17 protein-coding genes are annotated in these 17,447 nt (G+C 72.4%); 9 read left to right on the top strand and 8 right to left on the bottom strand.

Annotated elements, in window-relative coordinates:
* The first annotated feature begins 24 nt into the window (after positions 1-24).
* Complete coding sequence (locus tag ASD33_RS14460; RefSeq protein WP_056558761.1) at positions 25-627, top strand: hypothetical protein; 603 nt, start codon at positions 25-27, stop codon at positions 625-627.
* Here the strand turns inward: ASD33_RS14460 and ASD33_RS14455 are convergent.
* The 5 genes from ASD33_RS14455 to ASD33_RS14435 all read right to left on the bottom strand — a co-directional run bounded on the left by ASD33_RS14455 (position 599) and on the right by ASD33_RS14435 (position 4,633).
* A complete protein-coding gene (locus tag ASD33_RS14455) occupies positions 599-1,048 on the bottom strand; it encodes a GNAT family N-acetyltransferase (protein WP_056558758.1) in 450 nt (149 codons plus the stop codon). The two genes, ASD33_RS14460 and ASD33_RS14455, sit on opposite strands and share 29 nt — an antisense overlap.
* A complete protein-coding gene (locus tag ASD33_RS14450) occupies positions 1,045-1,719 on the bottom strand; it encodes a hypothetical protein (protein WP_056558756.1) in 675 nt (224 codons plus the stop codon). The genes ASD33_RS14455 and ASD33_RS14450 overlap by 4 nt, the downstream gene beginning before the upstream one ends.
* Positions 1,716-2,156 carry a thioesterase family protein gene (locus ASD33_RS14445; RefSeq protein WP_079044776.1) on the bottom strand — a complete coding sequence of 147 codons (441 nt, stop codon included), beginning with the start codon at positions 2,154-2,156 and terminating at the stop codon, positions 1,716-1,718. The genes ASD33_RS14450 and ASD33_RS14445 overlap by 4 nt, the downstream gene beginning before the upstream one ends.
* A gap of 5 nt (positions 2,157-2,161) precedes the next feature.
* The gene (ettA, locus tag ASD33_RS14440; protein WP_079044775.1) at positions 2,162-3,826 is read right to left on the bottom strand and encodes an energy-dependent translational throttle protein EttA; all 1,665 of its coding nucleotides are present in this window, start codon (positions 3,824-3,826) and stop codon (positions 2,162-2,164) included.
* A 108-nt stretch (positions 3,827-3,934) separates the two neighbouring features.
* Positions 3,935-4,633 (bottom strand): substrate-binding domain-containing protein, encoded by a 699-nt coding sequence (locus ASD33_RS14435; RefSeq protein ID WP_056558751.1) that lies wholly within the window; start codon positions 4,631-4,633, stop codon positions 3,935-3,937.
* A gap of 93 nt (positions 4,634-4,726) precedes the next feature.
* Here ASD33_RS14435 and ASD33_RS14430 point away from each other — a divergent pair, with 93 nt between their 5' ends.
* The 8 genes from ASD33_RS14430 to ASD33_RS14395 all read left to right on the top strand — a co-directional run bounded on the left by ASD33_RS14430 (position 4,727) and on the right by ASD33_RS14395 (position 12,918).
* Positions 4,727-5,494 (top strand): IclR family transcriptional regulator, encoded by a 768-nt coding sequence (locus tag ASD33_RS14430; protein ID WP_056558747.1) that lies wholly within the window; start codon positions 4,727-4,729, stop codon positions 5,492-5,494.
* Between the two features lie 116 nt (positions 5,495-5,610).
* Positions 5,611-6,822, top strand: a complete 1,212-nt coding sequence (locus tag ASD33_RS14425; protein ID WP_056558744.1) for a 4-hydroxybenzoate 3-monooxygenase — start codon at positions 5,611-5,613, stop codon at positions 6,820-6,822.
* Between the two features lie 23 nt (positions 6,823-6,845).
* Positions 6,846-7,871: an amidohydrolase family protein gene (locus ASD33_RS14420; RefSeq protein ID WP_056558741.1), complete on the top strand. Its 1,026-nt coding sequence runs from the start codon at positions 6,846-6,848 to the stop codon at positions 7,869-7,871.
* 41 nt (positions 7,872-7,912) lie between these two features.
* Positions 7,913-8,602 carry a 4-carboxy-4-hydroxy-2-oxoadipate aldolase/oxaloacetate decarboxylase gene (gene ligK, locus ASD33_RS14415; RefSeq protein ID WP_056558738.1) on the top strand — a complete coding sequence of 230 codons (690 nt, stop codon included), beginning with the start codon at positions 7,913-7,915 and terminating at the stop codon, positions 8,600-8,602.
* A 52-nt stretch (positions 8,603-8,654) separates the two neighbouring features.
* On the top strand, positions 8,655-9,572 hold the full coding sequence (locus ASD33_RS14410) for an amidohydrolase family protein (RefSeq protein ID WP_056558736.1): 918 nt from the start codon (positions 8,655-8,657) through the stop codon (positions 9,570-9,572).
* A gap of 25 nt (positions 9,573-9,597) precedes the next feature.
* Positions 9,598-10,905 carry a protocatechuate 4,5-dioxygenase subunit alpha gene (gene ligA, locus ASD33_RS34160; RefSeq protein ID WP_079044774.1) on the top strand — a complete coding sequence of 436 codons (1,308 nt, stop codon included), beginning with the start codon at positions 9,598-9,600 and terminating at the stop codon, positions 10,903-10,905.
* 4 nt (positions 10,906-10,909) lie between these two features.
* The gene (locus ASD33_RS14400; protein ID WP_056558733.1) at positions 10,910-11,884 is read left to right on the top strand and encodes a Gfo/Idh/MocA family oxidoreductase; all 975 of its coding nucleotides are present in this window, start codon (positions 10,910-10,912) and stop codon (positions 11,882-11,884) included.
* Positions 11,881-12,918, top strand: a complete 1,038-nt coding sequence (locus ASD33_RS14395) for an aldo/keto reductase (RefSeq protein WP_079044773.1) — start codon at positions 11,881-11,883, stop codon at positions 12,916-12,918. The genes ASD33_RS14400 and ASD33_RS14395 overlap by 4 nt, the downstream gene beginning before the upstream one ends.
* 132 nt (positions 12,919-13,050) lie before the next feature.
* Here ASD33_RS14395 and ASD33_RS14390 read toward each other — a convergent pair whose 3' ends face one another.
* From ASD33_RS14390 to ASD33_RS14380, 3 genes are all read right to left on the bottom strand, one after another.
* Positions 13,051-14,349, bottom strand: a complete 1,299-nt coding sequence (locus ASD33_RS14390; RefSeq protein ID WP_347232284.1) for an LAETG motif-containing sortase-dependent surface protein — start codon at positions 14,347-14,349, stop codon at positions 13,051-13,053.
* A gap of 377 nt (positions 14,350-14,726) precedes the next feature.
* Positions 14,727-15,341 carry a single-stranded DNA-binding protein gene (locus tag ASD33_RS36290; protein WP_079044772.1) on the bottom strand — a complete coding sequence of 205 codons (615 nt, stop codon included), beginning with the start codon at positions 15,339-15,341 and terminating at the stop codon, positions 14,727-14,729.
* Positions 15,342-15,599: 258 nt separating this feature from the next.
* Entirely contained in the window at positions 15,600-17,444 is a 1,845-nt protein-coding gene (locus ASD33_RS14380; protein ID WP_107103740.1) for a GTPase, read from the bottom strand.
* Positions 17,445-17,447 lie beyond the last annotated feature (3 nt).

The raw sequence follows: 17,447 nt of genomic DNA, 5'->3' as shown, positions 1-17,447 counted from the left end.
CGTCCCCCCACGGGGGTGGGGTCCATGTCCATGTTCGCGCGCATGTCCGCCTCGGGCGTGCGGAGTTGGGGCGTCACGGCGCTTCCCGCGGCCGCCGCCGCGCTGCTCTACGCCTGGTCGGCCTGGAGCTTCGGCGGCGCGTCGGCGCCGTCCACGACGGTGGCGGTCTCGGTCGGCGGGGCGGCCGTCCTCGCGGCGGGGGTGGCGTACTACCGCCTGGTCGACGGGGCCGCGGGCCTCTTCGGCGCGCTCGCGCTGGTCGCCGCGCTGCTGCTCACGGTGGCGGCCGCGGACCGGGCCGCCGGGCGCGGGGCGGTCGCCGACTGCGTCGTCGTGAAGGTCGCCGAGGAGAACTCCACGTCGGTCGGCGAGGGCGGCGGCACGAGGGTGCAGTACGTCCACGCCCTGCGCTGCCCGGGGGGCTATCCGTCGTCCCTCTCGGAGGACCACCGGCTCGCCCCGGACGGCGGGAAGGTCCGGGTGGCCTACGACCCCGGGCGGCGTGTGGACCCGGCGGTGGAGGGCTCCCGGGTGCCCTGGCGGCAGGGGATCCTCGCCGTACTGCTGCTGGCGGCGGCCACGGCGGGGGCGCGGCGCTTCAGCCGAGGGGCCGGTCCAGAGGCATGAGTCCGGCGGCCGTCGGCCGGAAGCCGCACCGCTCGTGGAAGGCGGTGAGGTGGGGTTCGAAGTCCACGTGCAGCCAGTGCGCGCCCCGCTGCCGGGCGGCTTCGGCGGCGGCCCGTACGAGGGCGACACCGAGCCCCCGACGGCGTTCGTCGGGGTGGACGGTGGTGTCGAGCAGGAAGGCGTGCACGCCGCCGTCGCCGACGACGTTGACGTATCCGACGAGCCGCCCGGCGCTGCGGGCGGTCACCCGGAGCAGGCTGCGGGCGAGGACGGGACCGAAGTCGGTGTCCCGGTGTCCGGGCCAGGCCGCGTGGAAGAGCAGGTTGAGCTCGTCACCGGTGAGCGGCCCGTCGGCCTGAAGGCGGGCGACCGTCGCGGGGGCCGCGGCTTCACCGCTCCCCGGTCCGGGCCCTTCCGTCACCCGGACGTACCGGGCGTGACGGTCAGCGCCATCGGAACCGTACGGAGGGCGATCGAGCCGTACGGGGTGCGCAGCCGCAGCCACGGTCCGGAGGCGAAGAGGGCGACCGGTGCCTCCGTGCCCTCGGGGGGCAGGAAGCCCAGCGACTGGGCGGCGTGCACGGCCCGCAGCGGCAGTCCGGTCGCTCCGAGGGTCCTGGACCAGATCTCGCGGCCGATGAGGTCGCGCTCGGCCCTGGTGCGCCGCCCCTCGGGCAACTCCTCGTCCCGCGCCCGGAATTCGGCGACGGCGGCGGCGACCGCGCCGCGCATCTCGGCGGTTCCCGGCAGTCCGGCGACCGGCTGCCAGCCGGCCCGGGGCGGGAGGACGCCCGTCCAGGGCGGCCCGGTCACGGAGTCCGGGACGACCGCCTTGCCCGCCGACTCCTCGATGCCTTCGAGGAGTTCGCCGGCGGAGACGGTGGCGTCGAGGCCGACGGCGTCGACGAGCCGGGCCGTACGGATGGCGAGCACCTCGAACGACGGCGGCCGGCCGAAGACGGCGAGCGCCCCGCCGTCCGCCTGCAGGCGGACGGCGGCGGCCCGGTCGTAGTGGACGAGCCGGGTCAGGAAGGCGGCGAGGGCCGCCGCCTCCCTGGCGTCCTCGAAGTGCAGCGGTGCGAGCACGGTCATGCGGCGGACTTCGCTCCCCCGGACGTCATCCCGTCGTCGACGTACTCCTCCAGGAAGCCGCGCTCCTCGGCGGTGATCCGCCGGGGCCGCTGCGCCTCCAGGTCGAAGGGCACGACGACCGTGGACGCCCGTACGTAGGTCACGTCGGGGTCCTTGATCTCGTACGCGATCGTCAGCGACGCCGCGCCTATCTTCGTCACCCACGACTCGACGGTCACCGGCTCGTGCCGGTGGACCAGCGGCCGCAGGTAGTCGATCTCGTGCCGGGCCACGACGGACCCGCCGGAGAACGAGGGGGAACCGTCCCCCGGCGCCAGCCGGAACATGAAGTCGATCCGCGCCTCTTCCAGGTACCGCAGGAAGACGACGTTGTTGACGTGCCCGAAGGCGTCCATGTCCGACCAGCGTAGGGGACAGCTGTAGAGGTGCCTGGCCACTGACCTCAGCCTCGGGTCAGCTTCTTGTACGTGGCACGGTGCGGACGGGTGGCGTCCGCGCCGAGGCGCTCGACCTTGTTCTTCTCGTACGACTCGAAGTTGCCCTCGAACCAGTACCACTTGGACTCGCCCTCGTAGGCGAGGATGTGGGTGGCCACCCGGTCCAGGAACCACCGGTCGTGGGAGATCACGACCGCGGCGCCGGGGAACTCCAGGAGGGCGTTCTCCAGCGACGACAGGGTCTCGACGTCGAGGTCGTTGGTGGGCTCGTCGAGGAGCAGCAGGTTGCCGCCCTCCTTGAGGGTGAGCGCCAGGTTGAGGCGGTTGCGCTCACCGCCGGACAGCACGCCCGCGGGCTTCTGCTGGTCCGGGCCCTTGAAGCCGAAGGCGCTGACGTACGCGCGGGACGGCATCTCGACCTGGCCGACGTTGATGTAGTCCAGCTCGTCGGAGACGACGGCCCACAGCGTCTTCTTGGGGTCGATGTTGGCGCGGCTCTGGTCGACGTACGAGATCTTGACGGTCTCGCCGACCTTGATGGAGCCGGTGTCCGGGGTCTCCAGACCCTGGATCATCTTGAACAGCGTGGTCTTGCCGGCGCCGTTGGGGCCGATGACGCCGACGATGCCGTTACGGGGCAGGGTGAAGCTCAGGTCGTCGATGAGGACCTTGTCGCCGAAGGCCTTGGAGAGGTTCTCGACCTCGACGACGATGGAGCCCAGGCGCGGGCCCGGCGGGATCTGGATCTCCTCGAAGTCCAGCTTCCGCATCTTGTCGGCCTCGGCCGCCATCTCCTCGTAGCGGGCGAGACGGGCCTTGGACTTGGTCTGACGCCCCTTGGCGTTGGACCGCACCCACTCCAGCTCTTCCTTGAGGCGCTTGGCGCGCTTCTCGTCCTTCTTGCCCTCGACCTTGAGGCGGGTGGCCTTCTTGTCGAGGTAGGTGGAGTAGTTGCCCTCGTAGGGGATCGCGCGGCCGCGGTCGAGCTCGAGGATCCACTCGGCGACGTTGTTCAGGAAGTAGCGGTCGTGAGTGACGGCGACGACAGCGCCCGCGTACTTCGAGAGGTGCTGCTCCAGCCAGTTCACCGACTCGGCGTCGAGGTGGTTGGTGGGCTCGTCGAGGAGGAGCAGGTCCGGGGCCTCGATGAGCAGCTTGCAGAGCGCGACACGGCGCTTCTCGCCACCGGAGAGGTTGGTGACCGGCCAGTCGCCGGGCGGGCAGCCCAGGGCGTCCATGGCCTGCTCCAGCTGGGCGTCGAGGTCCCAGGCGTTGGAGTGGTCCAGGTCCTCCTGGAGCTTGCCCATCTCCTCCATCAGGGCGTCGCTGTAGTCGGTGGCCATGAGCTCGGCCACCTCGTTGAAGCGCTTGAGCTTGCCCATCTGCTCGGCCGCGCCGTCCTGCACGTTCTCCAGGACGGTCTTCGACTCGTCGAGCTGCGGCTCCTGCATGAGGATGCCGACGCTGTAGCCCGGCGACAGGAACGCGTCACCGTTGGACGGCTGCTCGATCCCGGCCATGATCTTCAGAACGGTGGACTTACCGGCACCGTTCGGGCCCACCACACCGATCTTGGCGCCGGGCAGGAAGTTCAGGAACACGTCGTCGAGAATCACCTTGTCGCCGTGCGCTTTACGCGCCTTGCGCATGGTGTAGATGAACTCAGCCAAGAGAAACCGTCCGGCAAAGAGTGAGTGGGCAGATACACCCCATCTTGCCTGACCGCCACCCTCGGGGGCGAACCAGTAGGTGGTGGGCTCGCTGACCTGGGGGTTCCGTCAGGCGTCCGCGGCCGGGCGCATGCCTCGGGCGCGGGCCGTCGCCGAGGCGGTGTCGGAGGCCAGCAGCTCCAGGACCTCGCGGGCGGTGTCCCGGGCGGTCGAGGCGGCCAGGACGGCGGCGCCGAAGGCCGAGCTGATCGCGGTGTCGCCCGGGAGCGGTCCCGCCACGACGACGCCCGGGAGGTCCATCAGCTCGCTGTGCTGCTGGAAGGCCAGGTCCGCCCGGCCCTCGGACAGCAGGCTGCCGGCCGGGACGCCGGGCGGTGCCTGGACCAGCCGGTCCGTGAGCGTGCCGGTCAGTTCCAGCCGGGCGATCAGGTCGACGAGCGCCGTTCCGCTGGGGCCGGTGGAGTAGGCGATGGTCCGCGCCGAGAGGAGCGCGGCCCGCAGGTCGGCCTCCGCGTCGAGGGGCGGCACGGGCGCGCCCTCCGGGACGGCGGCGACGACCTGGGAGATCCACAGCGGGCGTACCGTGCCCGCCACCAGGTGGCCCTCCGCCTCCAGTGCGGCGAGCGCTCCGGCGGCGAGGACCAGCACGTCGGCCTCGGCGCCCTCGCGGACCCGGCGGGCGATCTCGACGCCGCCGGCGGCGTCGAAGCGCACCGGGATCCCGTGTGCGGCCCGGATGTGCGCGGCGACCTCGGCCAGGACCGGCCGGGTCGCCATCGAGGACAGTCCGGTGATCTCTCGTTCCACGTCGCTCCTGTTGTCCGGTGGGTGGTACGGATGTCCGGCAGATGGTACGGCGGCCGGCCGGGCCGCTCAACGCCGGTCTGCGAGACTTGCCGGGTGAGCACAACCCGGAGCACGGCGGCTGGAAAGGTCCTGGAGGTCCTCGCGGCCTTCGACCGCGAGCACCCGGCGCAGACCCTGTCGGAGATCGCCCAGCGCACGGGTCTGGCCCTGAGCACCGCGCACCGGGTGGTCACCGAACTGGCGGCCTGGGGAGCGCTGGAACGCGGCGAGGACGGGTCCTGGCACGTCGGGCTGCGGCTCTGGGAGATCGCCTCGGGGTGCCCCCGTACCCAGATCCTGCGCGATGTCGCCCTGCCCTTCATGCAGGACCTGTACGAGGCGACCCACGAGAACATCCAGCTCGCGGTCCGCGAGGGCAGCGAGCTGGTGTTCGTCGAGCGGATCGCCGGGCACCGGTCGGTGGAGCTGCTGACGATGGTCGGCAGCCGCTTCCCCGTCAGCTCCACCGGGATGGGCCGGGTGCTCCTCGCGCACGCGCCCCGGGACGTCCAGGAGGAGGTCCTCGAATCGCCGCTGCGGGCCTGGACCCCGCACACGGTGACCGACCCCAAGACGCTGCGCGCCCAGCTGGACCGGATCCGGCGCGAGCAGGTCTTCGTCAGCGACCGGCAGCTCTCGGAGAGCACGGTGGCCGTGGCCACGCCGGTCCGCATCGGCCGGACCGGCCCCGTCAGCGCCGTCCTGGGGATCGTCTTCACGGCCCGGGACGCGCGCCGCGCGGGCGGACTGCGCGAGCCGCTGCTGCGGGCGGCGTACGGGATCTCCGACGAACTGGGACGACGGACCCGTACGACGGTCTGAGGTCCTCGACGAGTTCCGCGACCGGCTTCCGCCTGACGGAAACGGCCGCGACCCGCCCCCTCGTCGACTGTCAACGTTCGGGTGTTCCGAACGTTCGCAGCTGTTGAGGAGACGCCATGGCCGACGCCACCGTCGACACCCTTGCCTCGGTTCCCGTCGCGGTCATCGGTGCCGGCCCAGCAGGCCTGATGCTGGCGCACCTGCTCGGTCGCGCGGGCGTCGAGACGATCGTGCTCGACACCCGTACCCGGCACGAGATCGAGACCACGCAGCGGGCCGGGATCCTGGAGGCCGACGTGGCCCGGGACCTGGTCGACACCGGTGTCTCCGACCGGATCCTCAGCGAGGGGTACGAGCACGAGGGCGTCGAGCTCCGGGTCGACGGCCGGCCGCACCGCATCGACTTCCAGGAGCTGGTCGGCGCCTCGGTCTGGCTCTACCCGCAGACCGACGTCTTCGTCGACCTGGCGAACGCCCGGGACCGGGACGGCGGCACGGTCCACTTCGGCATCCGGGACACCGAGGTCCTCGACGTCACGACCGACGCCCCGCGCGTCCGCTACACCTCCCCCGACGGCGCCCGCCACGAGATCCGGGCCCGGTACGTGGTCGGCGCGGACGGCTCGCGCAGCATGTGCCGCGACCTGGTCCCCGAGGACCGGCGGGTGCGCTACGGCAAGGAGTACCCCTTCGCCTGGTTCGGCATCCTGGCCGAGGCGCCGATGAGCGCGCCCGAGCTGATCTACGCCCACTCCGAGCACGGCTTCGCGCTGATCAGCCAGCGCACCGAGACCGTGCAGCGGATGTACTTCCAGTGCGACCCCGACGAGTCCGTCGACGCCTGGTCCGACGACCGCATCTGGGAGACCCTCCAGGCGCGCGTGGCCGGCCACGACGGCTTCCGGCTCAAAGAGGGAGCCATCACCGAGAAGACGGTGCTGCGCTTCCGTTCCTTCGTGCAGCAACCGATGCGGTGGGGCTCCCTGCTCCTGGCGGGCGACGCGGCGCACACCGTGCCGCCCACCGGGGCACGCGGGCTCAACCTCGCGCTGCACGACGTGAAGGTGCTCGCCGAGATCCTGCTCAGGGCTCTCGGAGACACCGGCGAGGGCGCGCTGGAGGAGTACGAGCCGCGCGCCCTCCAGCGGGTCTGGCGGGCCCAGAACTTCTCGTACTGGATGACCCAGCTCCTGCACACCGCGCCCGGCGCCTCGCCGTACGAGCTGCGGCGCCAGCTCGGCGAGCTGGACAACGTGGTGGGGACGCGCGCCGGCCGCGCCTACCTCGCGGAGCAGTACACCGGCTGGCCCACCCGCCCCCAGAACTGACCCGACGAGCACCGGGAGTACTCATGATCATCGACTGTCACGGTCACTTCACCACCGCGCCGCCGCAGTTGGCGCACTGGCGCGACCGGCAGGTGGCGGCGGCCGGCTCCGGCGGCGACGCGCCCGACCCCGCCGACCTGGTCATCGGTGACGACGACCTGCGCGAGGCGATCGAGGGCAACCAGCTGCGGCTCATGGACGAGCGCGGCAGCGACCTCACGATCTTCTCGCCGCGGGCCAGCTTCATGGCGCACCACATCGGCGACTTCGCCGTCTCCTCGGTGTGGTCGAGGATCTGCAACGACCTGGTCCACCGGGTCAGCACCCTCTATCCCGACCGTTTCGCGATGGGCGCGATGCTGCCGCAGTCCCCGGGCGTCGACCCGGCGACCTGCCTGCCCGAGCTGCGCCGCGCGGTCGAGGAGCTCGGCGCGGTGACGGTCAACCTCAACCCCGACCCGTCGGGCGGCAGGTGGACCGCGCCGCCGCTGACCGACCGCAGCTGGTACCCGCTGTACGAGGCGATGGTCGAGTACGACGTGCCCGCGATGATCCACGTCAGCACCTCCTGCAACCCGGCCTTCCACACCACCGGCGCCCACTACCTGAACGCCGACACCACGGCCTTCATGCAGCTGGTCCAGGGCGACCTGTTCGCCGACTTCCCGACGCTGCGGTTCGTGATCCCGCACGGCGGCGGCGCCGTGCCGTACCACTGGGGCCGCTTCCGCGGTCTGGCGATGGCGCTCGGCAAGCCCGACCCCGAGGCGCTGCTGGAGAACGTCTTCTTCGACACCTGCGTCTACCACCAGCCGGGCATCGACCTGCTCACCCAGGTGATCCCCAGCCGGTCCGTCCTGTTCGCCAGCGAGATGATCGGCGCCGTCCGCGACATCGACCCGCGCACGGGCCACCACTTCGACGACACCAAGCGGTACGTCGAGGCCACCCCGCACCTCTCGGACGAGCAGCGGGCCGCCGTCTACTCCGGCAACGCCCTGCGCGTCTACCCGCGGCTCGCCGCGCGCCTCGCCGCCGCCGGCCGCTGACCGGCCACCGTCCCACCACCGACCGACCAAGGAGAAGAGCCATGCAGCACACCGAGATCGGTGTCGTCCACACCTCGGTCACCCGGGCCGACCCGGAGGCGGTCGCCGCGCTGTCGGCGTTCGGCGTGGCGACGATCCACGAGGCGATGGGCCGGGTCGGGCTGATGCGCCCGTACCTGCGCCCCGTCTACCCGACGGCCCGGATGTGCGGCACGGCGGTGACCGTCCTGCTGCAGCCCGGCGACAACTGGATGATGCACGTCGTCGCCGAGCAGATCCGCGAGGGCGACGTCGTGGTCGCGGCCTGTACGACCGAGAGCGAGGACGGCTTCTTCGGCGACCTGCTCGCCACCTCGTTCCGCGCCCGCGGGTGCCGTGGCCTGGTCATCGACGGCGGGGTGCGCGACGTGGCCGACCTGGAGCGGATGGACTTCCCGGTCTTCTCCCGCGCGGTCAACGCCAAGGGCACGGTCAAGGCCACCCTCGGCTCGGTCAACGTGCCGGTGATCTGCGGCAACGCCCTGGTCCGGCCCGGTGACGTCGTCGTGGCGGACGCCGACGGCGTCGTCGTGGTGCCGCGCGAGCGGGCCGCCGAGGTCGCCGCCGCGGCGGCCGCCCGGGAGGCCGACGAGGAGGGCAAGCGCGAGCGGTTCCGCGCCGGCGAACTCGGCCTGGACATGTACGGGATGCGCGGCCCGCTGGCCGAGCTCGGCCTCCGCTACGAGGACTGACGACGGCGGACGAGCACGGACGAGGCCCGACGACGACCGACGAGGACTGACGATGACCGACTTCGAGAAGACCCCCGGCTGGCTGGACTGGTACGCCGGCCCGAGCAAGCCCCGCTTCCAGGTGCCCGAGGGCGCCGTGGACGCGCACTGCCACGTGTTCGGACCGGGCGCGGAGTTCCCCTTCGCGCCCGAGCGGAAGTACACCCCCTGCGACGCCTCCAAGGACCAGCTCTTCCAGCTGCGCGACCACCTGGGCTTCGCCCGTAGCGTCGTCGTCCAGGCGACCTGCCACGGCGCCGACAACAGCGCCATGGTCGACGCCCTGCGGGCCTCGGACGGAACGGCCAGGGGCGTCGCCACCGTACGGCCGGACGTCTCGGGCGAGGAGCTGCGGGAGCTGCACGAGGCGGGGGTCCGCGGCGTGCGGTTCAACTTCGTCAAGCGGCTCGTCGACGCGGCGCCCCGGCAGGACCTGTGGGACGTCGTCGAGCGCATCGCGCCGTACGGCTGGCACGTCGTCGTCTACTTCGAGGCGGCCGACCTCGCCGACCTGCGCGACTTCTTCCTCTCGATCCCCGTGCCGCTGGTCATCGACCACATGGGCCGGCCCGATGTCACCAAGGACCCGGAAGGACCGGAGTTCGAGGCGTTCCTGAACTTCATGCGCGCGAAGCCGGACATCTGGTGCAAGGTCTCCTGCCCGGAGCGGCTGTCGACCGACGGCCCGCCGGCCCTCTACGGGGAGCGGGCGCCGTACCGCGACGTCGTCCCCTTCGCCCGGCGGGTGGTCGAGGAGTTCCCGGACCGCGTGCTGTGGGGCACCGACTGGCCGCACCCCAACCTGACGAACCACATGCCCGACGACGGTCTGCTCGTCGACTTCGTCCCCGACATCGCGACGACGCCGGAGCTGCGGCGCAAGCTGCTGGTGGACAACCCGACGCGCCTGTACTGGCCCGAAGCCGACTGACCCGCCTCACGATTGGAGTCCGGGCATGGCACTGGACAAGACGTACAAACTGGTTCCGGGAACCACGATCTTCGACGCCGAGCAGTCCGCCAAGGGCTACCACCTCAACCAGTTCTGCATGTCGCTGATGACGGCGGAGAACCGGGCGCTGTACCTCGCCGACGAGCGCGCCTACCTGGAGGCCTGGCCGCTCCGCGAGGAGCAGAAGCAGGCGCTGCTCGACCGCGACCTCAACGCGGCGATGCGCGAGGGCGGCAACATCTACTTCCTCGCCAAGTGGGGGGCGACGCTGGGCCTGTCGTTCCAGCAGATGGCGGGCTCCATGACCGGGATGACCGAGCAGGAGTACCGCGACATGATGGTCGGCGGCGGCCGCTCCGTCGAGGGCAACCGCATCGACCACGCCGTCCTCGACGCCGCCTACGCCGACCCGAACCCGCCGGCCGAGCACGCCACCGTCACCGGTGCCGTGTTCACCTCGCACGTGCCGGCGATCGGCGCGGCGATGGACCTCGGGAAGACCGAGGAGCCCTACTGGAAGCCGGTCTTCGAGGGGTACGAGTACTCCAGGCGCTGGGAGCGGGAGAACACCCCCGACGTCATCTTCCTGGTCTACAACGACCACGCCAGCTCGTTCGACCAGTCGCTGATCCCGACCTTCGTGCTCGGCACCGGCGCGGCCTACCCCACCGCCGACGAGGGGTACGGGCCCCGCCCGGTCCCCGGCATCGAGGGCGACCCCGACCTGGCCGCGCACATCGCGCACTCGCTGATCAGGGACGACTTCGACCTCACCCTCGTCAACGAGATGACCGTCGACCACGGCCTCACCGTCCCGCTGTCGCTGATGTTCGGCGACGTCGAGAAGTGGCCGTGCAAGGTGATCCCCTTCCACGTCAACGTGGTGCAGTACCCGGTGCCGTCCGGCGCCCGGTGCTTCAAGCTCGGGCAGGCGCTGCGCAGGGCGATCGAGTCCTACGACCGGCCGCTGAACGTCCAGGTGTGGGGCACCGGCGGCATGAGCCACCAGCTGCAGGGCCCGCGCGCGGGGCTCATCAACCGGGAGTGGGACAACGCCTTCCTCGACCGGCTGATCGACGACCCGACGGGCCTGGCGGAGGTGCCGCACCTGGAGTACGTGGAGGAGGCCGGCTCCGAAGGCATCGAGCTGGTCATGTGGCTGATCGCCCGCGGCGCGATGAGCGACCTCGACGAGTCCGGTGAGATCGAGGTCAAGCACCGCTTCTACCATGTGCCCGCGTCCAACACCGCCGTCGGCCACCTGATCCTGGAAAACCACCCGCGGGCCCAGGAGCCCGCCGTGAAGGAGTGACGACATGACTGACGACCAGCCCGTACGGATCGCCCTGGCCGGAGGCGGCGCCTTCGGTGCCAAGCACGCGGCCGCGCTCCGGCGGATCAAGGGCGTCGAGGTCGCCGCCGTCGTGAGCAGCAGCCTGGAGAGCGGCCGGAAGTTCGCCGCCGAGCAGGGCATCGACCGCGCCGTCGCCGATCTCGACGAGGTCTTGGCGATGGACGACGTCGACGCCGTCATCCTGGCCACGCCCACGCCGATGCACGCCGCGCAGACCCTGGCCTGCCTCGAAGCGGGCAAGCACGTCCAGACCGAGATCCCGCTGGCGGCGTCCCTCGCCGACGCCGAGGCCTGCCTGGCGGCGCAGCAGCGCACCGGTCTCGTCGCCATGGTGGGCCACACCCGGCGCTTCAACCCGAGCCACCAGTGGGTGCGGCAGCAGGTCCGGGCCGGGGACTTCTCCATCCAGCAGATGGACGTGCAGACGTACTTCTTCCGCCGTACGAACCTCAACGCGCTCGGCAAGCCGCGTTCCTGGACCGACCACCTGCTGTGGCACCACGCCGCGCACACGGTCGACCTGTTCGCGTACCAGACCGGATCGCCGATCGTGCAGGCCAACGCCATGCAGGGCCCGATCCACCCCGAGCTGGGCATCGCGATGGACATGTCGATCCAGCTCCGCGCGGAGAACGGCGCCCTCTGCACCCTGTCGCTGTCGTTCAACAACGACGGCCCGCTCGGCACCTTCTTCCGGTACATCGGCGACACCGGCACCTACCTCGCCCGGTACGACGACCTGGTCACCGGCAAGGACGAGCCGATCGACGTGAGCGGGGTCGACGTCTCGCTGGACGGCATCGAGCTCCAGGACCGCGAGTTCGTCGCCGCGATCCGCGAGGGCCGCGAGCCGAACTCCTCCATCGCCCAGGTGATGCCGTGCTACCGGACGCTGGCGGACCTGGAGAAGCAGCTCGACGCCGTCGCGGGCGCGTGAACGCGGCGAGCACGGCGGCGGCGGGCGGCTCCGGCCGCGCGCCGCGCCGGATCGGCCCGTTCGAGGTCCCGGCGATCGGCCTGGGGTGCATGAACCTCAGCCACGCGTACGGGGTCGCCCCGGAGCCCGAGGCCGCCGAGAAGCTGCTCCTGACCGCCCTGGACCGGGGGGTCGCGCTCTTCGACACGGCCGCGCTGTACGGCTTCGGCGCCAACGAGTCGCTGGTCGGCCGGGTGCTGTCCGGCCACCGGGACCGGATCGTGCTGGCCAGCAAGTGCGGGATGACCGGTGTCGACGGGCAGCGGGTCATCGACGGCCGGCCGGGGACGATCCGCCGCACCGCCGACGAGGCGCTGGCCCGGCTGCGTACCGACGTGATCGACCTGTACTACCTGCACCGGATCGACCGGCAGGTGCCGGTCGAGGAGAGCGTCGGCGCGATGGCCGAGCTCGTCGAGGCCGGGAAGGTACGCGCGCTGGGTCTGTCCGAGGCCTCGGCCGCGACGCTGCGGCGGGCCCACGCGGTGCATCCGATCGCCGCGCTCCAGAACGAGTACAGCCTCTGGTCGCGCAACCCCGAGCAGGGCACCCTGGCGGCGGCCCGCGAGCTGGGCGTCGCCCTGGTGGCGTTCAGCCCGCTGGCCCGCGGTTTCCTGACGGCGACCCCGCCGGACCTCGACGGCCTCCCGGCCGGCGACATCCGGCGGGGCATGCCCCGTTTCGGCGCCGACCACTACCCGGCGAACCTGCTGCTGCGGCGCGAACTGGCCCGGCTCGCGGAGGACGCCGGTGTGACGCTGGCGCAGCTGGCGCTGGCCTGGGTCCTCTCCCGGGGCCCGCACGTCGTCGCGATCCCCGGCACCCGCTCGACGGCCCACCTGGCGGAGAACCTGGCCACCCCGGACCTGGCCGTCCCGGCCGAGACCCTCGAAGCGGCGGGCCGGATCCTGAACGCCTCGACCGTGCGGGGCCCCCGCTACAACGCCTCCACCCTCGCGGAGATCGACACGGAGCGCTGCGGGGCGGCGGGGTGAACGGGTCGAGCGCCTAGGCGGACCGGGCGGGTCGGAACGACCCCCGCACATGCGATGACCCCGGCCCGCCGAAGCGGTCCGGGGTCATCGTTCTCAAGGGACGGCGTTCAGCCCGTCCCGTGATGGTGTGGGCTACTGGCCCGCGGTCTTCTTCTTGCGGAGGAAGAACACCGCGCCGCCACCGACCACGACGAGCGCGGCGGCGATGCCGGCGATCATCGGGGTGGCGTTGGAGCTGCCGGTCTCGGCGAGGTCGCCGCCACCGGTGGTGGAGCCGGTCGTGCCGCCCGTGGTGTCACCGGTGGTGCCGGCCGGGGTCGACGGGGACGGCGAGGCCGGGGTCGAGGGCTCCGTGCTGGGGGTCTCGGACGGCTGCGGGCCGGGAGGGGCCGTCTTACAGTCCAGGACGCCCTCGAAGGTCTCCTCGAAGTTGTTCGGGCCGGTGATGGTGAACTTGTACGCCTCGTCCTCGGCGAGCGGGACCGCGATGGTCTTCGTCTCACCGGCGGCGACGGTGTACGAGGTGCCCTTCAGGTCGAAGGTCCACGCCTCGTCGCCCTTGTTGGAGGCGATGACCTCCAGGCCGCCCTTGGCGCAGTCCTTGGCGACCGTGACGGCCGGGACGGCACCCTTCTTCGCCCAGCTGGCGGAGGCCTTGGCCGTGACGGTGGAGTCGCTGGAGCCGGCCAGGATCAGGGTCTGCGAGGGGCCGTCGATGGAGACGAAGGCACGGCCCAGGGAGACCTTGGTGGTGGCGGAGGCGGTCAGCTCGGCGGTGCCGTCGGCGGTGCCGGCCGGAACGTCGAAGAAGACCTCGTCGCCGTTCTTGGCCTCGGTGACCGGCTTGCCGGCCTTGTCGACGACCTTGACGCCGTCGGGGGTGCCGGCGGCGGCCTGGAGCTTCGCGGTCTCGGCGTTGGTGGCGACGGTGATCGGACCGATCTTGTCACCGGCCTTGCCGGCCACGGAGGACGGGGAGAGCGAGAGGGAGGCCTTCGGCTCCTGGAGCTTCACGGCCTCCTTCAGGAGGAAGTCGGTCAGCTTCTTGGCGTCGGCGCTACGGGGCGTCGCCCGCACGTCGTCCGAGAACGTCCAGATCGCGGCCTGCGTACCCGCGGCGGCCTCGTTCTTGGAGAGGTCGACGCCGAGCTTCGCGCCGAGGGCCTCGGCGGAGTTCTTCGGGTAGGCGTTCTCCAGGACCCAGAGAATCTTGCCCGCGTTGTCGTTGTTGTGCAGCGAGGACTCGCCCCAGCCGACTTCCTTGTAGTCGAAGTCGTGCTTCGCCTCGGTGCGGATGTCGATGCAGTAGGTCTGGAGCGTTCCCCCGCCCTCGACCTGCATCTTGAAGAGGCCACCGGTCACGGGCCGGGGCCACCTCTTCCAGGCGCCGCCGTCCTTCTCTGCGATGTCGACGTCGCCACGGTCGGTCATGCCGCCGAGCTTCGCCGTCACACCACCGGTACCCGCGGCGTCGTCAGCGGCGAACGCCGGACCGGCCGTCGCCATCGCTCCGGCCGCGACGAGGCCGGAGACGAGAGTCGCAGCGGCGAGACGGGCTACGCCTCGCCCTCGAACTGAAAACATTGCATTCCCCTCCGGGCGCGTCACTCCGCAAACATGGTCGATTTGCGTGGGGGGAGCGCACGCCAGCAGATTCACAGACTCGATGGGCTCACGTGCCACATGAGTACCCGGGAATCCTAGGGATGCGGAACCCCCCGGTGCCCGGCCATCCGGTCAGATAAGCATTCCGACTCGGAATCGTTATCCACAAAGCGAGTTGGTCGACAAATCCCCACGACGGATGGTCAGGGGGCGGTCACCAAGCGCGCTCCCGCCCCCGCGACGGCCTCCGTCACGGCGCCCGCCACGGCGCCCCCGACGCCTTCCGCGTCCTCGGCGGCCACGGCCCACGGGTCGGGCTCGGCGTTCGCCTGACGGAGCGTCGGACGGGGGGCCGGGTCACGCGTCGACCCGACGACGGGGTCACGCGTCAGACCGGTCCGAGCCGCTGTCCCCGCCGCCCCCGGTTCCACCCCCGCCGCCGGTTCCGGCCGCTGTTCCTGCCTCGCCGCGCGCCGGAACGCCGACGTCCCCCGGCTCAGATCATGGCCCACCGCCAGCGCGGCCACGTCCACGAAGGTCTTCCGCTGCCCGTCGCGCTCGTCCTCCCGCACCCGCAACCGCCCGTGCACCACGAGCGGTTCGCCGACCGAGACCGAGGCGGCGAGATTGGCTCCGAGCGAACGCCAGGCCGACACCGTGTAGAAGCTCGTCGGCCCGTCGGACCAGAGCTCCTGCACCCGGTCCCAGCGGCGCGTCGGCACCGCGAAACGGAACCTGGCGACCCCGCCCGTCGCCGTGTCCCGGTACTCCACCGCCGTCGCCACGTTGCCGACGAGCGTCACGGTCGTCTCGTTCATGATCCGTCCCCCACCCTGCTCTCACCTGCCGCGTCTTCTCCGGCCTCTTCGCCGGTCGACACCATCGTGGAGCCATCGGGAAGAACCCGCCGGAGCCTGTGGACGGCCGGACGGATGGGGACAACTCCCCCACCCGGAAGGGTGAATCGCAGGAGACGGGAGAGGGCGGGGTCCATTCCGGGGGCCCTTGGGGGCGCGGGCCCCTGGGGCACGGGGCCCCTGGGGTCCCGGAGGCGGCCCGGGGGCCCTGGGGGGCCGCTACCTAGCCCGTACCCCCGCCCGCGTCGCCCCGAGCCGCGTCGTCCCGGCGCGGGTCCCGCCCACGATCCGGGTGCCCGGCCGCGTCCCCGTCACGGTCGCGTACTGCTCGCGCACCTCCCGGTAGCGCACCAGTTCCGCCGCCACCGGATCGAGCACCCGGGCCCTGCCACAGGCGGCCGCGGCCTCCCGCAGGCGCCGCTCGGCCTCCTGCCCGTACCGCCGGGCCGGCCCCTTCACCGCGCCCTCACAGGCCCATTCGACGAGCGGCCCGCCGATGATGCCGCCGAGCATCACGAGGACCGGCGGCAGCAGCCCCGGCTCCACGACACCCACGATCTGCCCCACCAGCCACAGCGCGCCGAAGATCTGGAGGAGCGTCATCGCGACCTGGGCGAGGACGGCGGCGGGCCACCAGGCGGGCCTGGGCGGCCGCGCGGCCGGGTCGCCGATGCTCGCGGTCAGCTCGTCGAGCGCCTCGGGCAGCCCCTCCGCCCCGCGCGCGGCCGCCTCGCGCACCGCCTGCGCCCAGGGCGCCGGGAGCCCGCGCGAGGCCTCGTCGGCGACGATCCGTACCGCCTGCTCGACGCGCTGGCGCGCCGTCACCTCGTCCTCGACCGGGGAGGCGAGGTGCGGGTCGGTGGAACCGTGTGCGCGCATCCGCTCGTACCAGCGGTAGAGCCGCAGCCACGGCGTCCCGCAGGCGCGGATCGCGCCCCGGCGCCAGACCCGCTCGGCGGCCTCGCCCGCCGCCTGCGCGCCGACGGCGACGGCGAGCCGGTCGGTGAAGGCGTCCCGGGACCGCTCGTCGAGGCCGGGCCGGCCGTCGGCGAGATAGGCGGGGCGCAGCCGGATGGCGGCGGCGTCGACGTCGGCGGCGAGGCGCCGCTCGGGGGCGGTGCGTTCCTGGACGAAACGCCCGACCATCTCGCGGAGTTCGGGTACGCCGTCGCCGGTGAGCGCGGAGACGGCGAGCACGGTCGCGCCGGGTTCGCCGTGCTCGCCGAGTGCCACGCCGTCCTCGTCGAGGAGGCGGCGCAGGTCGTCGAGGACGAGGTCGGCGGCCTCCGTGCCGAGCCGGTCGATCTGGTTGAGGACGACGAAGGTGACCTCGGCGTGCCCGGCGAGCGGCCGGAGGTACCGCTCGTGGAGGGCGGCGTCCGCGTACTTCTCGGGGTCGACGACCCAGATGACGGCGTCGACGAGGCCGAGGACCCGGTCGACCTGGTCGCGGTGGGCGGTGACCGCCGAGTCGTGGTCGGGCAGGTCGATGAGGACGAGCCCCTGGAGCTCGGTGTGGGCCGCGCCGCCCGCGAGAGGGCGGCGGCGCAGCCGCCCGGGGACGGCGAGCCGGTCGAGGAGCCCGGCGGCGCCCTCGGACCAGCTGAGGGCGATGGGCGCGGAGGTGGTGGGGCGGCGCAGCCCGGTCTCGGAGACGGGGACGCCGGCGAAGGCGTTGAAGAGGGTGGACTTGCCGCTGCCGGTGGCGCCGGCGATGGCGATCACGGTGTGCCGGGAGGAGAGCCGCTGCCGTGCGGCGGCCTCGTCGAGCACCCGTCCGGCTTCGGCGAGCGCGTCGCTGTCGACCCGCGTACGGGAGAGTCCGACGAGTTCGTGGAGGGCGTCGAGGCGGGTACGGAGGGGGCCGCCGTAGCTCCCGCCGAGGGGCGGCAGGGTGTCGGGCTCGGCGCCGTCGGCGTCCGGGGCGTCGGCGCCGGGGGCGACCCAGGCACCGGAGCCGCCCGCGCGCTCCGCGGCACGACGGGCGATCAGCCCGTCGTCCCACCGCACCCGACCGCCGTCGGCATCGGCGTCCCCGACCCCAACCCCTGCTCCGGGATCCACCAC

Source organism: Streptomyces sp. Root1304, assembly GCF_001426405.1.
Lineage (GTDB): Bacteria > Actinomycetota > Actinomycetes > Streptomycetales > Streptomycetaceae > Streptomyces.
Note: the sequence above shows the minus strand (reverse complement) of the source record. Positions and strands in the feature narration are given on the sequence as shown.

Excerpts from the sequence above, each read along its gene's own strand:
- ASD33_RS14460 (WP_056558761.1), top strand. The coding sequence starts at position 25 with ATGTCCATGTTCGCGCGCATGTCCGCCTCGGGCGTGCGGAGTTGGGGC.
- ASD33_RS14450 (WP_056558756.1), bottom strand. The coding sequence starts at position 1,719 with ATGACCGTGCTCGCACCGCTGCACTTCGAGGACGCCAGGGAGGCGGCG.
- ASD33_RS14425 (WP_056558744.1), top strand. The coding sequence starts at position 5,611 with ATGGCCGACGCCACCGTCGACACCCTTGCCTCGGTTCCCGTCGCGGTC.
- ASD33_RS14420 (WP_056558741.1), top strand. The coding sequence starts at position 6,846 with ATGATCATCGACTGTCACGGTCACTTCACCACCGCGCCGCCGCAGTTG.
- ligK (WP_056558738.1), top strand. The coding sequence starts at position 7,913 with ATGCAGCACACCGAGATCGGTGTCGTCCACACCTCGGTCACCCGGGCC.
- ASD33_RS14410 (WP_056558736.1), top strand. The coding sequence starts at position 8,655 with ATGACCGACTTCGAGAAGACCCCCGGCTGGCTGGACTGGTACGCCGGC.
- ligA (WP_079044774.1), top strand. The coding sequence starts at position 9,598 with ATGGCACTGGACAAGACGTACAAACTGGTTCCGGGAACCACGATCTTC.
- ASD33_RS14400 (WP_056558733.1), top strand. The coding sequence starts at position 10,910 with ATGACTGACGACCAGCCCGTACGGATCGCCCTGGCCGGAGGCGGCGCC.
- ASD33_RS14390 (WP_347232284.1), bottom strand. The coding sequence starts at position 14,349 with ATGACCGACCGTGGCGACGTCGACATCGCAGAGAAGGACGGCGGCGCC.
- ASD33_RS36290 (WP_079044772.1), bottom strand. The coding sequence starts at position 15,341 with ATGAACGAGACGACCGTGACGCTCGTCGGCAACGTGGCGACGGCGGTG.